General features: G+C 38.1%; 15 protein-coding genes. 8 read left to right on the forward strand and 7 right to left on the reverse strand.

The features are described from left to right. Window positions 1–113 precede the first annotated feature (113 nt). A complete protein-coding gene (pyk, locus tag BM107_RS13720) occupies window positions 114–1,544 on the reverse strand; it encodes a pyruvate kinase (RefSeq protein WP_090984242.1) in 1,431 nt (476 codons plus the stop codon). Window positions 1,545–1,694: 150 nt separating this feature from the next. Next, complete coding sequence (locus tag BM107_RS13725) at window positions 1,695–2,114, reverse strand: IPExxxVDY family protein (RefSeq protein ID WP_090984244.1); 420 nt, start codon at window positions 2,112–2,114, stop codon at window positions 1,695–1,697. Between the two features lie 158 nt (window positions 2,115–2,272). Here BM107_RS13725 and BM107_RS13730 point away from each other — a divergent pair, with 158 nt between their 5' ends. The 3 genes from BM107_RS13730 (at window position 2,273) to rnc (ending at window position 4,607) form a co-directional block, all read left to right on the forward strand. Next, complete coding sequence (locus tag BM107_RS13730; RefSeq protein WP_008508386.1) at window positions 2,273–2,509, forward strand: acyl carrier protein; 237 nt, start codon at window positions 2,273–2,275, stop codon at window positions 2,507–2,509. A 21-nt stretch (window positions 2,510–2,530) separates the two neighbouring features. Beyond that, window positions 2,531–3,784 (forward strand): beta-ketoacyl-ACP synthase II, encoded by a 1,254-nt coding sequence (gene fabF / locus BM107_RS13735; RefSeq protein ID WP_090984246.1) that lies wholly within the window; start codon window positions 2,531–2,533, stop codon window positions 3,782–3,784. A 94-nt stretch (window positions 3,785–3,878) separates the two neighbouring features. Then, the gene (rnc, locus tag BM107_RS13740) at window positions 3,879–4,607 is read left to right on the forward strand and encodes a ribonuclease III (RefSeq protein WP_090984249.1); all 729 of its coding nucleotides are present in this window, start codon (window positions 3,879–3,881) and stop codon (window positions 4,605–4,607) included. A 367-nt stretch (window positions 4,608–4,974) separates the two neighbouring features. On the opposite strand, the gene BM107_RS13745 is transcribed toward rnc, so the two are convergent. Further along, window positions 4,975–5,685, reverse strand: a complete 711-nt coding sequence (locus BM107_RS13745; protein ID WP_090984251.1) for a hypothetical protein — start codon at window positions 5,683–5,685, stop codon at window positions 4,975–4,977. Between the two features lie 6 nt (window positions 5,686–5,691). Beyond that, window positions 5,692–6,408, reverse strand: a complete 717-nt coding sequence (locus BM107_RS13750; protein ID WP_090984253.1) for a hypothetical protein — start codon at window positions 6,406–6,408, stop codon at window positions 5,692–5,694. A gap of 422 nt (window positions 6,409–6,830) precedes the next feature. On the opposite strand from BM107_RS13750, the gene BM107_RS13755 reads away from it, so the two are divergent. From BM107_RS13755 to BM107_RS13775, 5 genes are all read left to right on the forward strand, one after another. Next, window positions 6,831–7,694, forward strand: a complete 864-nt coding sequence (locus BM107_RS13755; protein ID WP_090984255.1) for a YicC/YloC family endoribonuclease — start codon at window positions 6,831–6,833, stop codon at window positions 7,692–7,694. A 60-nt stretch (window positions 7,695–7,754) separates the two neighbouring features. Next, entirely contained in the window at window positions 7,755–8,321 is a 567-nt protein-coding gene (gene gmk / locus BM107_RS13760; RefSeq protein ID WP_090984656.1) for a guanylate kinase, read from the forward strand. A gap of 70 nt (window positions 8,322–8,391) precedes the next feature. Continuing rightward, on the forward strand, window positions 8,392–8,760 hold the full coding sequence (locus BM107_RS13765; protein WP_090984257.1) for a four helix bundle protein: 369 nt from the start codon (window positions 8,392–8,394) through the stop codon (window positions 8,758–8,760). A gap of 55 nt (window positions 8,761–8,815) precedes the next feature. Continuing rightward, entirely contained in the window at window positions 8,816–9,412 is a 597-nt protein-coding gene (gene nadD, locus BM107_RS13770) for a nicotinate (nicotinamide) nucleotide adenylyltransferase (RefSeq protein ID WP_090984259.1), read from the forward strand. Between the two features lie 189 nt (window positions 9,413–9,601). After that, entirely contained in the window at window positions 9,602–11,221 is a 1,620-nt protein-coding gene (locus BM107_RS13775) for a glycoside hydrolase family 3 protein (protein WP_397239669.1), read from the forward strand. A 332-nt stretch (window positions 11,222–11,553) separates the two neighbouring features. Here BM107_RS13775 and BM107_RS13780 read toward each other — a convergent pair whose 3' ends face one another. The 3 genes from BM107_RS13780 to dnaG form a co-directional block, all read right to left on the reverse strand. After that, on the reverse strand, window positions 11,554–12,636 hold the full coding sequence (locus BM107_RS13780; RefSeq protein WP_090984263.1) for a glutaminyl-peptide cyclotransferase: 1,083 nt from the start codon (window positions 12,634–12,636) through the stop codon (window positions 11,554–11,556). After that, window positions 12,614–12,979, reverse strand: a complete 366-nt coding sequence (locus tag BM107_RS13785) for a YraN family protein (RefSeq protein WP_090984265.1) — start codon at window positions 12,977–12,979, stop codon at window positions 12,614–12,616. The genes BM107_RS13780 and BM107_RS13785 overlap by 23 nt, the downstream gene beginning before the upstream one ends. 192 nt (window positions 12,980–13,171) lie before the next feature. Then, a complete protein-coding gene (gene dnaG, locus BM107_RS13790; protein WP_090984267.1) occupies window positions 13,172–15,157 on the reverse strand; it encodes a DNA primase in 1,986 nt (661 codons plus the stop codon). Window positions 15,158–15,429: the final 272 nt, after the last annotated feature.

The raw sequence follows: 15,429 nt of genomic DNA on the forward strand, positions 1-15,429 counted from the left end.
CAAATTAAGTCATTACGGTCCGGCTTGACTAATGGCCTATCTTAATCCCCTAAAACAAAAAACCGCCCCATAATTGACTTATGAGACGGCTTCTTGTAATAAATTATATATAATTAATCTATAACCGTAATTTTTAACATATTGGTTTTGCCTTTTGCTTCGATTGGAATAGCGGCGGTATTGATGATGATATCACCTTGTTTAACCAACTTTTTACTTTTCAAGAATTCGTTTACTTCAATAATGGTATTATCAGTACTTTCCCAATTATCATAGTAGAAACCTCTTACCCCCCAAAGCAAACTTACCGCATTTAACAATGCCCTGTTGCTGGTAAAAATAAAAGTTAGGGCTTCCGGACGGTGACTTGAAATTTCGAAAGCAGTATAACCACTTAAAGTCATCGATACAATACCTACTGCATTGGTCTGTTTCGCTAAGAAACAAGCCGAATCACAAATCGCATCGCTTAAGAAAGAAGGTGATTTTGGTTTTAAAAACTTATCAGGATGGAAAGGATAATTGTTCTCTTCAATGTTCTGAATAATTTTTTGCATGGTTTCGATCACAATCAGCGGAAATTCTCCAACTGAAGTTTCACCACTTAACATTACCGCATCAGCACCATCCAAAACAGAGTTGGCTACGTCATTTACCTCTGCACGTGTTGGACGTGGGGTTGTGATCATACTTTCCAGCATCTGGGTTGCTACAATTACCGGTTTAGAAGCTGCCCTACATTTCGCAACAATCATTTTCTGTAACAATGGAACTTCTTCCATCGGACATTCAACACCCAAATCGCCACGGGCAACCATAATACCATCAGTTACCGCAATAATTTCATCAATATTGGCAATAGCCTCTGGTTTTTCTATTTTAGCAATTACGCGGGCAGTTTTACCACGCTCAGCAATAATCTTTTTAAGTTCAATAATGTCTTCTGCCTTACGCACGAAAGATAAACCGATCCATTCTACATCATTTTCTAGAACAAATTCTAAGTTTTCACGGTCTTCAGGAGTTAAAGAAGGAATAGAAACTTTAGTATTTGGCAGGTTAACACCTTTTCTGGAAGTTAAAATTCCACCATGAACAACTTCACAAACTACTTCATCTTTTAAATTGGTAGAAATCACTTTCATCTGAAGCTTTCCATCATCCAGAAGTATAATTTCGCCAGCCTGAACGTCCTGAGGGAAGTTTTGGTAAGTAATGTAAATGCGTTCTTCGTTACCGATGCACTCGTTCGTTGTAATTACGGTAGTAGTTCCATTGATCAGGTTAATGCCGCCTTCTTTTACTAAACCAATACGGATTTTAGGCCCCTGTAAATCAGCAAGAATACCTACATTATACTCGTATTTTTTATTCAAATCGCGGATGGTATCCAAAACCGCCTGGTGATCTGCCTGTGATCCGTGTGAAAAATTTAGACGGCAAACATCTAAACCTGCGTTAAACATACTATATAATACATCTGGTTTTGCTGATGCAGGCCCAAGCGTGGCAACAATTTTAGTTCTCGAATGAAAAGGTTTCATTTATTAATTGATTTTAGGAATGCAGTTTAAAGAAAGCACTAATTATTATCTAAAATAATCAAACTGCATTAAATTTTATATATTTTGTTTTTTAGTTCTTTGTTTGTAACTGCCAAATATAGTGTATTTAATACACCATGTGTATAATTTTTATATTACCAAATTTTCACGGCTCTTTAATTTCGTCGGATCTATCTTTGCAGCTACCTGTATATCAGGAAGTTTGTTCAATCCATTAATTAAATAATCCAAATCTTCCTTATCAATAAATTCTTTAATAATGATAAAAAAATCTACCTTGCTCATCTCCGGAATCAGGAAGCCATCGCTGCTTTTATTGCAGATTAAATAGTATTCTACTTCACCCTGCTCTACAAAAAAGTAATATTTAGAAAAAGACCAGGCAGGTTCATCGATATTAAAAAATATTTCGTGGTCCTCTATTTTTTCAAACTGGGTATTTAACCGGGTATTAATTTTGTGGCAAAGCACATAGTCTTTTAGGGGTGCTGTGATCGCAATTAGTGTAAAATCAAGGTCTAAGGTAAGTTTTAGGTAAGTCTTATTCAAAGCGAAATAAATTATTTACAGAACGAAATTAAAAAACTAATTCTATATTCGCTGTGTTATTGAGGTACCAAAATTACGTATCGAAATAAAAACATTTGAAAATTGTAAGAATTTATTTTTCTTTGCACAGAATTATTTAACCATTAAATTATAAAATTATGTCTGATATTGCTTCAAGAGTTAAGGCTATTATCGTAGAAAAACTAGGTGTTGACGAAAGCGAAGTTACGCCAGAGGCTTCATTCACCAACGATTTAGGTGCAGATTCTTTAGATACCGTAGAATTGATTATGGAATTTGAAAAAGAATTCAATGTAGCTATTCCTGATGATCAGGCTGAAACCATCGGTACAGTTGGCCAGGCAATTGCTTATTTGGAAAAAAACGTTAAATAGAATTACGCTTTTTCAGTATAAATGGAATTAAAAAGAGTAGTAGTAACAGGGTTGGGTGCGCTCACTCCTATAGGCAATAATGTTCCCGATTTTTGGGAAGGGTTGACTAACGGGGTGAGTGGCGCTGCTCCTATTAAAGGTTTTGATACTGAAAAATTCAAAACCAAATTCGCATGCGAGGTTAAAAATTTTAATCCTGAAGACTTTTTGGAGAAAAAAGAAGCCCGCAAGCTAGATCCGTTTGTACAATATGCTCTTGTAGCAACAGATGAGGCTGTAAAAGATGGTGGTTTTGATTTTGAAAAATTAGATACCAACCGGATCGGCGTAATCTGGGGTGCAGGCATAGGTGGATTGAAAACTTTCCTGGATGAAATTTCAAATTTCGCCAAGGGAGATGGTACCCCAAGGTACAATCCATTCTTTATTCCTAAAATGATCGTAGATATTGCTCCAGGCCATATTTCGATAAAATATGGCCTGCGTGGGCCAAATTTTGCAACTGTTTCAGCATGTGCTTCTTCAACAAATGCGATGATTGATGCATTTAACTATATCCGTTTGGGTATGGCTGATGTCATTATCAGTGGCGGTTCAGAAGCAATCATCAATGAAGCAGGTATGGGTGGCTTTAATGCCATGCATGCATTATCAACACGTAATGAAGATCCTTCAACAGCATCACGCCCTTTTGATAAAGACCGTGATGGCTTCGTAGCGGGTGAAGGTGCAGGAACCATTATCTTAGAAGAGCTTGAACACGCTAAAGCAAGAGGTGCAAAAATTTATGCAGAACTTGTTGGCGGTGGAATGAGTGCAGATGCCAATCACATCACAGCGCCACATCCAGAAGGTTTAGGCGCAAGAATGGTAATGAGCAATGCACTGAAAGACGCTGGTTTAACAACTGCTGATATAGATTATATCAATGTACACGGTACTTCTACACCACTGGGTGACATTAGCGAAACCAAAGCTATTGGTACACTGTTTGGTGAAGATGCTTACCGTTTAAATATCAGCTCAACCAAATCGATGACTGGCCACCTTTTGGGTGCAGCCGGAGCTGTTGAGGCCATAGCGGCAATCCTTGCTGTTAAAAATGATATTGTTCCTCCAACAATCAATCATTTTACAGATGATCCTGCATTTGATCCTAAACTGAATTTTACTTTCAACAAAGCACAGAAACGTACTGTTAGAGCTGCTTTAAGTAATACATTCGGCTTTGGTGGTCACAATGCTTCTGTAATTTTCAAAAAATACGAAGATTAATTAAAACTGCGCTGGTATATAATTTTGTATGCTAATTAAAAATAGATAACTTAGTTAAATATGCTAATTAGCCGTTAATTGTGTTATTTATTTAATGCCGATATTAAAATTATATAAACTCTATCTTTCTCCTGAAAAGGAGTTTGTTAAAAAGCTGAAAAATATTTTAGGCTTTGTTCCGGGTAATGTTACGCTTTATAAAATGGCGTTCAGACATCGTTCTGCAGCAAAAATCCTAAAAAATGGAAGCAGGAGCAGCAATGAACGCTTAGAATTTCTAGGCGATGCTGTTTTAGGTTCAGTAATTGCAGAGCTGCTTTTCAAACACTATCCCTACAAAGAAGAAGGTTTTTTAACAGAGATGCGTTCAAAAATCGTAAACCGGGCTAATTTAAACCAACTGGCAAAAAAAATTGGTTTTGATAAGCTTATCCAGTTTGATCAGCGTTCCGTTAGTATACAGACGAAACACAATTCAATGTTGGGCGACGCTTTTGAAGCTATTGTGGGCGCCATTTATATGGATAAAGGCTACAATTTTACCAAAGAGTTTTTATTGCGGAGAATTGTAAAACCCCATATCGATATCCATACCCTTGAACTCACGGAAACCAATTTTAAAAGTAAGTTAATTGAGTGGTGCCAGCGCCATGGTAAGGATGTATTGTTCGAACTGGCTGAAAACGGTGAAGGCGAAAGCACTAAATTATTTACCATCAGTGCAGTGGTAGAAGGCGAAAAAGTAGGTACCGGCAGAGATTATAACAAAAAAAATGCTGAAAAACTTGCTGCAGAAAAAGCTTGTGAGATGCTTAGTATTTAGTGGTTCATTCGCTCACTGGTCATTTGTTCATTAGTAAAGGCAAACCGCTAACTGCATACTGTTTAACTGGTTAGTTGTTGAAACTGGTTAACTGAAAAATCCAAACCTCATTAGTTTATGGCTAGCTGCAAACCGCTAACTGGAAACTGTATACTGTTTAATCGGTTAATTGTTGAAACTGGTTAAGTGAAATCCAAATCTCAGATCAGATCATAAGTAACTGCAAACCGCTCATTACAAACTGTATACTGCTTAATCGGTTAATTGTTGAAACTGGTTAACTGAAATCCAAACCTCAGATCAGATCATGAGTAACTGCAAACTGCTTAACGGACTCCGGACTAAAGACTCCCTACTAAGGACTAAACTACTTCCCCTTCCCAAGCGTATCTGTAAATTTTTTCGAAGATTCTTTAATATACTTGATGTAATCGTAACTGTTCCAGTACTGCGCTTTATTAAATTCAGGACGACAATTGAGCATGTATCTTTCTAAGGTATCGCCTCTTAATTCGGTATTATTTTTAATGATGCTTTGATTAAAGTATACATCGATCTGCGATTGTTTAATCTCATTATCCGCATACCGGCTAAATCTCCGGGCATTTTTAGGGTCAGTTCCAAAGAGGTTATAAAGTGCATTCAAAGGACTAAATATAGCCGACAGGAACGTGGTTTTACCGCCATTGTATACACCCTTATTCTTAAACTCCTGCTTAATCTCATTCAGGTCTTGCTGTTTTGTATTGCCCCGAATGGTTACATCGGCCAATGTGGTACTTCCTCTAACCAGATAAACGACCAGATCCTTTTCACTGCTTACCGCTACACGCTGATCAATCAGGTCCCTTTTAGTTACCAAAAGTGTATCACCAATTCTGGCTTTCAGTTGAAACATCCCAATATCATTACTGCCAACACCGATACCGGTCCGCAAATTCGTAATCTCCGATAATGCAATTCTAACATTTGAGCCTTTCTCGATGACCACACCTCTCACAATAAAGTCTTGCGCTTTTGCCACAAAGCCGATTAAGGTAAAAACAAAGATTATAAAGGCAGATTTAACGTTTCTCATGTTATGCTAATTTGTGTGCTTTAAAGTATCGGTGTATTTCTTAGCCGACTCTTTAATGTATTTAACCGCATCATAATTGCTCCAATTAATGGTCATGCTGCGTGTTGGGTAATAATCGAGCAGAAATTTGTCGAGGTCTTTCCCTGTTAATGTTGTATTGTCCGCAACCAGGTTTTTATTAAAAAACTTGTCTACTTCGATCAAACTTAACTCCTTTTTATAATAACGGTTAAATTTACGTGCTCTTGCCGGTGTTTTCCCAAAAAGCTCATAAAAAAATGTTATCGGGCTGCCACCAAGCGGATTTAATAAAATTAATGGTGGTTTACCAGCAAAGAAAGAGCCGTTATGTTTCAAATCCCGCTTAATTTCTTCCATTTCCTGCTTTTTGGTCTGCCCTTTAACCGTCACTTCTGCCAGCATGGTGCTGCCCCTAACCAAAAAAACAACCAGGTCATCAGCTGTTTTAACAACTACTTTTTGATCATTTAAGTTTTTTTTCCGGATAAAAAGCGTATCACCGATTCTGGCATTTAACTGGAACATGCCGATATCGTTGCTGCTTGCACCCATTTTACTTCGGATATTGGTTATCGCTGCTAAAGCAACACGCACATTAGAACCTTTTTCAATCACCACTCCTTTTAGCAAAAAATCCTGGGCGTTGAGTTTTATACCTTTTATTAAAATGATGAATAAAAGAATAATCTTCAAATGCTTCATTGTTTAAAACTGGCAAATTAAATGATCAGATAGCGTGGCTTAGATTCTATATCAACAGTGATTAAGCTTTTGTTTTTTTTTACGCATCATTCTACACCTTGGTCAGAAAATCATAAGCTTCATAAAAAAAGTTTGAAAGCCATCCTATTTACAACAAGTTGTAAAAATAAGATTTGTTAAGCATGCAAACTGTTAAATAAACGTTAATCCTATGAAAAAAACTAATGCATTTTTATGAAATGAAAGACCGCAGCGTAGCAAGGACTTGTAGTGGAAAGCAGGGCTTCACTACCCGAAGAAATACTGAACGCTGTTTTTCTTATCATAAAGCTATTTTATCTGATAAGCTATAATTCTAGCCCCTTAACCATTATTATTTCTCCTTTCGGCTTAAAACCCTATCTTTGCGCATGATAAAATCCATGACAGGATACGGCTTAGCAACAGCCGATTATGCAAACGCAAAGTATAGTGTCGAAATCAAATCACTCAACAGTAAATTCCTGGAGCTGAATTTAAAATACCCAAAGGCATTTTCAGATAAGGAGCTGATTCTACGCAATATCTGCAGCAAAGATATAGAGCGCGGAAAGGTAAGTTTAAGCATCACGATAGAACGCACTAATGGCGAGGTTACCGGTGCTACTATTAACACCGCTTTATTGGGTCATTACTACCAGCAACTTGTTGCTGTTAATAACGAATTAGGTGCTGATAGCAGTAATTTATTGCAAACAGCCTTAACTTTTCCTGATGTAATTAGTTACAAGGAAGAAAGTGTTAGCGAAGATGAATGGAACCAGCTTTACCAGATTTTTACCGAAGCCCTGGCCAACTTCAACCAGTTCAGGGAAGATGAAGGCGCTGTTTTGAAGGCAGATCTGGAACTGCGGATTAAAAATATCCTGTCGTACTTTAAATCGGTGGAAGAACTGGAGCCTAAAAGGATTACAGCCATCCGCGATAAATTTAACCAGTTTTTAGAAGATGCAGTAGGTAAGGTAAATATTGATCAAAACCGTTTTGAACAGGAATTGATCTACTACATCGATAAAATTGATATTACCGAAGAAAAAACACGTTTAAAAAGCCATTGCGATTATTTCTTGCAGACTCTTGCAAGCAAAGAAGCAAACGGCAAAAAAATGGGTTTCATTTCGCAAGAAATAGGTAGAGAAATCAACACCATGGGCGCTAAAGCGAATGATGCTCAGATGCAGCAGTTTGTGGTAGGAATGAAAGAAGAATTAGAAAAGATAAAAGAACAGTTACTGAATGTGTTGTAGCGTTAGGCGGAAAGCGATAAACGCTTAATGCCAGACGCCAATCGCAAAACTTTTAAAAGCATGCAAGGCAAATTAATCATATTTTCAGCACCATCAGGAGCAGGTAAAACCACCATAGTACATCATTTATTAAAGAAGTTTCCTGAACTGAGCTTTTCCATTTCTGCAACTACCAGAGAATTGAGAGGTGATGAAACACATGAAAACGATTATTATTTTATTACCAAGGAAGAATTTTTACACAAAGTTGCCCACCAGGAGTTTGTAGAGTTTGAAGAAGTATATAACGGCACCTTTTACGGAACACTACGCTCAGAAATAGAGCGCATCTGGAATGAAGGCAAACACGTTATTTTCGATATCGATGTTGAAGGCGGCATCCGTTTAAAAAGAAAGTATGAAAATGATGCCTTGGCTATTTTCGTTCAGCCGCCATCATTAGAGGTATTAAAGGAACGTTTAAGCGGCCGCGGAACCGACAGCCCTGAAAAATTACAGGAACGTTTTATCAAAGCCGAAAAAGAATTGCTTTATGCAGATAAGTTTGATGTGATCTTAAAAAATTACGATTTAGCCACCGCTTGCGCAGAAGCAGAGCAATTGGTCGGGGATTTCTTGAAAAGTTAGCAGTCTGCGGTTTCCAATTCTCAGTTCAGAATGCATAGGATAATTATTCTTTAAATTTAAAAATCAATCTATGGGCGATTTTTCTGATCTATTGGTTTATAAGAAGTCGTTTGAATTGGCCATGGATATTTTCGAAATCAGTAAGTCTTTTCCTAAAGATGAAGCATATTCACTAACTGATCAGATTAGAAAATCTTCCCGTTCTACAAATATCTGTCTAATTGAAGCCTATAGAAAACGTAGATACAAAGCTCATTTCATTAGCAAACTTTCTGATAGTGACATGGAAAATAGTGAAACAAAAGGTTGGCTAAAATTTGCATTCGAATGTAAATACCTATCTCAGGAAAAATACGAGAAATTAACATTACAAAGCGAAGAGGTTGGAAGATTATTAAATCATATGATAAATAACCCTGAGAAATACGGTGCTGTTTAAAGAATTATTAATGATCACACCCCAACCGAAAACAGTCAACTGAAAATTGGAAAAAATGTCAACTGAAAACCGCCAACTGAAAACAGGACTCTTCTTCGGTTCTTACAACCCTATCCATACCGGGCATTTAATTATCGCCAATTATATGGCGAACCACACGGCACTTGATGAAGTATGGCTGGTGGTTTCTCCACACAATCCTTTAAAAGACAAAAGTGGCTTGACCAACATGTACGATCGTTTGGAAATGGCCAAATTAGCTACTGAAACTGCAGAACATATCCGCGTTAGTGATATCGAATTTGCATTACCACAGCCTTCTTATACCATTGATACGCTAACCTATCTCCATGAAAAATATCCTGAGAAAGAGTTTGTACTGATCATGGGCGCTGATAATCTCGTTTCTTTTAAAAAATGGAAGAACTATGAGGTGTTACTCAAAAACTATCATATCTATGTTTATCCCCGTCCGGGAGCAGATGTGGACGCATGGAAAAACCACCCCTCCATCACTTTTACAAACACTCCCTTAATGGAAATTTCGTCAACCTTTATCCGAAAAGCCATCAAAGAGAAAAAAAATATACAGTTTTTCCTGCCTGATAAAGTAATTGACTTTATTGAGGGCAAGGGAATGTACAGATCTTAATCTGCAGTATATTTTTTTAAAACCTACTCTATTAAATTCGTTAATTGGACGGGTTTTTGTTCAATACGGCTTTGGTTTATTAATTTAGCTAACTGATCCAAAAAATAAGTGAAAAAAAATCTTTTTATCCTCATTGCCCTGTGCGGAGTTGCATTTTCGGGCAGCGCACAACAAAAATCCTATTTAGAAATGTTAGCCAATCAACCAAAATGGGTCGATTCGGTTTTTAATAAATTAAACCGCAGAGAGCGTATTGCACAGATGTTCTTTGTACGTGCTCATACCAACCTGGGGCAAAAATATACCGACTCGGTTGGCCAGGTAATTAAACGCGAACAATTGGGCGGAGTGATCTTTTTTCAGGGTGGACCGGGCAGGCAAGCCATTGCCACCAATGCCTATCAGAAATTGAGCAGGGTACCGCTTATTGTGGCAAACGACGGGGAATGGGGCTTGGGCATGCGCTTAGACAGTACCATCTCTTATCCTTACCAAATGACTTTAGGTGCCATCCAAAATAAGGAGCTATTGTATAAAATGGGCTTGGAAATAGCTAAAGATTATAAGCGACTGGGGATGCAGATGAACCTAGCTCCTGATGCGGATATTAACAATAATCCTAAAAACCCGGTAATTAACTACCGTTCTTTCGGCGAAAACAAATATAATGTGACGAGTAAAGTTGCATCCTATATGAAAGGCATGCAGGATGGTGGTTTATTAACGACATTGAAACACTTCCCCGGTCATGGCGATACCGATGTTGATTCACATTACGATTTACCGCAGCTTACTTTCTCTGCTACACGTTTGGATACCTTAGAAATGTATCCATTTAAAGAACTGATCAAACAAGGCGCGTCCGGAGTAATGATTGCCCACATGAACATCCCCTCTTTAGATAATACTCCAAATGTACCATCCACACTCTCTAAGCCTATTGTTACTGGTATTTTAAAGCAGAAATTAGGCTTTAAAGGGCTGATTATTTCAGATGCGATGGATATGAAAGGGGTGGTAAAATACTTTAAAAATGGCGAAGCTGATTTGATGGGGATTATTGCAGGTAATGACATCATAGAACTTTCTGAAAACAGTGATAGAGCCATTAAGTTGGTACGTAAAGCGGTAAGACATGATCGTGTAAGTATGGCTGAGATTGACCAAAGCGTGCGCAAGATCTTAACTGCAAAATATTGGGCGGGTTTAGCTAAACGCGATACGATTGTAACCCAAGGTGTTGTTGCAGGCGTAAACCGCAATTCGAGCAGCGCTTTGGTGCAAGAACTGGCAAATGCATCAGTAACTTTGCTCAAAGGTAAAGATCATATTAAACGCCTTATCCCGATCAGGAGAACAGCGATTATCAGTATTGGTGTACCATCTGTAACTACCTTTCAGAAAGAGATATCGAAAGGTTATTACAACTCTGTTTATTATGTTTTGGACAAAGACGCCAGTGCAGCTCAAATTTCAAACATCGCTCGTGAAATCAGCGCATTTGACCAGGTAATTGTAGGCATTCATGATAGCAGGTCAAGACCTGCAAATAATATACAGCTGAATGCAGGTGTTAAGAATTTCATTAAAGAATTATCGACTAAAAATGCTGTTTTTGCCTTGTTTGCAAATCCGTATAACCTGGCTGGCTTGCCCGGGTTAGAGAATAGTAAAGGTTTGGTAGTTGCCTATCAAAAAGAAGATTTCATGCAGATTTCGGCTGCTGCAGTAATTAACAACCGCTTGGTACCTACGGGTAAGTTACCCGTGAGTGTGGCTCCATATTATAAATTTGGGGATGGGCTTTAGCTCTACGCTGTCCACAAGATATCATATTTTTTATTACTGAGATAATTATTGTATAAAATCAATATGAGTGACAGATAAATTTTATTTGGTAATATCATCCGATCGGTCTTCATTCCTAACTTGATTGGGACCACAAAGTGCTCAAGAATGCCATTGAATAAAAAACATTCATGAATATTCTTAATGCGAGGGCGTTAAGATTCCTACATACTCGGGATGCGATAGCTAGCGATCGGAGATGACCTTTCTATTGGATTTATGTCATTGATAGCTTATCCAACGACTATTTAAGTCATTTCAATAAGTTCTATGTGACCTACCTATCAATTTAGCTATTTCTTAACCAACTCAATCTGAAAAATGTGTGGCCATTTTTTACCAGCTACAAAAAGCCTTTTACCAGCCTTATCATAGGCAATTCCATTTAACACATTGTTATTTTTTTCATCATCAGTTTTAAAATAATCGGCTGGCAACAGTCCTGATAAATCGATCTTGCTTTCAACAGCTCCCGTTTCAGGGTTAATGATCATGATTTCATTCGTCGTATATACATTTGCATAAATCTTACCATCAATCACTTCAAGTTCATTCAGATTTTGGATAGGGCCCTTATTATCGAAAACATCAATCGAACCAATTTTTTGATAGGTATCCTTATCCAGGAAAAAGATCGTGTTGGAACCATCAGTATTCAACACCTTCTCCCCATCAAAGGCCAAACCCCAACCCTCTCTTCCTGTGGTGTAAGAAAATTCCGATAATTTTTTGAAGGTAGCCTTATCGTATACAAAACCTACTTTCTCGCGATAGGTTAACTGAATAATCTTATTTCCGATTACGGTCATGCCTTCGCCAAAATATTGTTTATCTAAATCTGTTTTCTGAAGAATTTTCCCTGTAGCAGGATCTACCTTGCGCAAGCTCGAGTGACCATAATCTCCTGCACTTTCGTAAAAGAAGCCATCATGGTATTCTAAACCCTCAACATAAGAAGCGGTATCATGAGGCAGGCTCCTGATTACTTTATAAGTATATTCTGCAGGTGCCTGGCCTGCTAGTACATTTATATTTGATGTGATATCTTCTGATTTCCCTTCACCAAATATTTTAGCTGTTAACAGGTGATTACCCAGTTTCAGACCGTTAGTTTTAAGTTTAAGGGCCAAAGTATCGGTTTTTGAAGCAACTTTGACGGTATCGATCAAATACACTACTGAATCTACTTTCTGATCAGCTCCAAACAGCACTTTCACATCAAATTCATTCCCTGATGGTACATTAAGACCGGTTAATGGAGAAACAAAGCTACGGTAGGTTGTAGTAGCACTTTCTTTACAGGCAGTTACCAATGCAAGTGCAGATCCAACAAATATGAAATTTTTAATATGGTTAATCTTCAGGCCAAAACGCATCTTCTATATGGTTTAAATTATAAGTCTTATTTTTTGTAAAGGTAATCGCAATAATATCAAAACGGATATCATTTTGATGATTCATGATTTCAATATAGGCATTAGCCGCCAATTCCATCTGAATTTGTTTCGATTTTTGTACAAATTCTTCTGGTTCGCCAAAAGCGATAGAGCTACGGGATTTAACTTCTACAAAAATCATAATACCATTTTTATAAACAATTAAATCTACTTCGGCTTTACCATGCGTCCAGTTTTCATCTAAAATTTCATAGCCCTGATCTTCCAGATATTGTTTCGCAATCCTTTCACCTGCTCTACCTAAATCGTTATGAAGCGCCATAAATAATTATTTAATGATCGATTTCTTACTAAACACCTTCGTGCTGGAAAAACGGTAATTTCAAGTAGTTTGCAAGCCAGTCGCCAACAACAAATTGCCCAACGAAGTTATATCTGTTTATATAGATCTCTCCATTTCGCTATGCTTCAGTCGAGATGACGAAATCTCTACAGGACTCCAATCATTTATAATTTACTTTACGATAACAGAGCCTAAAAACTTTGAGATTTCCCTTTCTACACCTTTAATCACGCCGTAGCGCTGCATTAAAATCATTTGGTTATCCTCATTCTTTTCCTCTTTAATTTCTTTCAACAGGTTCATTAATATCTTCTCCACCTTCCGTTTTTTGAGGTGAAAAATACCGCCCAAAATGGTTGCTTTCAAATTCATCGATTCATCTTTAACATAGATAAGATGTTTATTTAACCAGTTTTCACTTAAAGCATACTCGGAAGTGGAAAGCGTAATTGCAAGATCGGCAATATCCCGGTCTTCATGTTTAACGAAGTGGTTCGCAGTTGGTAATCTGCCGTTGTCAATTTCGGATTTATAATGGTCAATAATTCTCTTGCAAAGCGGATCATCAAATTCTACATCGCTCAGGTTCTGCATGATGAATGGACCAATGTACATATCATCAATTTTATCCCAGTTTACAAATTCATGCCCAAAAGCCAGTAACAAGCGAACAATTTCCTTTTCCTGATACTCTTCTTCTTTAGCTGGCTCTTGCGGCTCGTAACCCATTGGGCCGGCACTATCATCCCATAAATCATCGGGCGGACCAAGCGGTTCTGGAGGACCTGAAGTATATGGTTTCGGATTTGAGGAAGGAGCTACACGATGATTACCCTCAAAACTTTTTTTAAGTTTTGCCGAACGCATCTTATTAAGTTCGCTCAGCAGAATATGTTCTTCTATTTCGAGCAGGCTACTACTCTCGCGGATAAAAACCGAAGCTTTAATCGGATCAGGAATTTTAGCTATACTTTCTACGATATCGCGGATAATACCTGCACGTTTGATCGGATCAGTACCGGCATCCTTGAGCAGCACATTCGCTTTGTATAAAATAAAATCTTTTCTATTCTGCTCCAGGTAGGTTCTAAATGCTCCGGCACCTACGTGATGCATATAAGAATCAGGGTCATGACCATCGGGAAAGGAAACAATCTTCACGTTCAGTCCTTCTTCCAAAATCATATCCAAACCACGGAGCGAAGCTTTAATTCCCGCAGCGTCGCCATCAAAAAGAATGGTGATATTTTGTGTAAAACGGCCGATCAGTTTAATCTGCTCTACCGTTAAGGAAGTACCCGAAGAGGCTACTACGTTTTCTACACCAGCCTGGTGAACAGAAAGTACATCAGCATAACCTTCGGCCAGGTAGCAGTTATCTAAATCTCGGATGGCTTTTTTGGCATGGAATAAACCATAAAGCACATTCGATTTGTGGTAAATTTCGCTTTCAGGAGAATTTACGTATTTAGGTACATTTTTATCTGTTTTTAGGGTTCTGCCCCCAAAACCAATAATCCTACCGGTAAAGTTATGGATGGGAAACATCACACGGCCGCGGAAACGGTCGTAAATTTTCCCATTGTCATTTTTGATTGATAAGCCGGTGGCTTCTAAAAATTCCAGTTTATGGCCCGCATGGGTTGCGCTTTGTGTCATCGCATCCCAAACATCGGGAGAATAACCCACCTCGAATTTTTTTAAGATATCTTCCCTAAAACCACGCTCTTTAAAATAGCTCAAACCTATGCCCCTGCCCTCCTCTGTTTCCCAAAGCTGTTTTACGAAAAAAGTAGCAGCATACTGCGATACGATGTAAAGGCTTTCTTTGGCACTCTGGGCTTCGGCAGCTTCAGGAGAAAGTTCGGTCTCCTCTACTTCTATATTGTATTTATTGGCTAAAAACTTAAGTGCTTCCGGATATGAATATTTTTCATGATCCATAATAAAGCGCACCGAATCGCCCCCTTTACCGCAGCCAAAACATTTATAAATCCCTTTGGTTACAGATACGTGGAAAGACGGTGTTTTTTCGCCATGGAAAGGGCAATTACCAATTAAACTGGTTCCACGTTTTTTTAAATGCACAAAATCCCCAACTACCTCCTCAATACGGGCGGTATCCATTATCTTATCTATTGTTTCGCGGTTTATCATACTTAGTTATTGTCCGTCATTGCGAGGAGGCCTTTTCAGCCGACGAAGTAATCTTACTTGCTATCATACCTTTTAGTCACTAATCAACTTTCAGGAAAGATTGCTTCATGCCATTGCACATTCCCCTTCTTCAGTTCGCAATGACGATCTCTATGCGTCATTGCGAGGAGGCTTTTCAGCTGACGAAGCATTCTTTCTTGCTATTATATTTTAGTCACCAATCACCTTGCCGAAAAGATTGCTTCACGCCATTGCATATTCCATTTCTTCAA

The organism is Pedobacter suwonensis, from assembly GCF_900111825.1.
GTDB lineage: Bacteria > Bacteroidota > Bacteroidia > Sphingobacteriales > Sphingobacteriaceae > Pedobacter > Pedobacter suwonensis.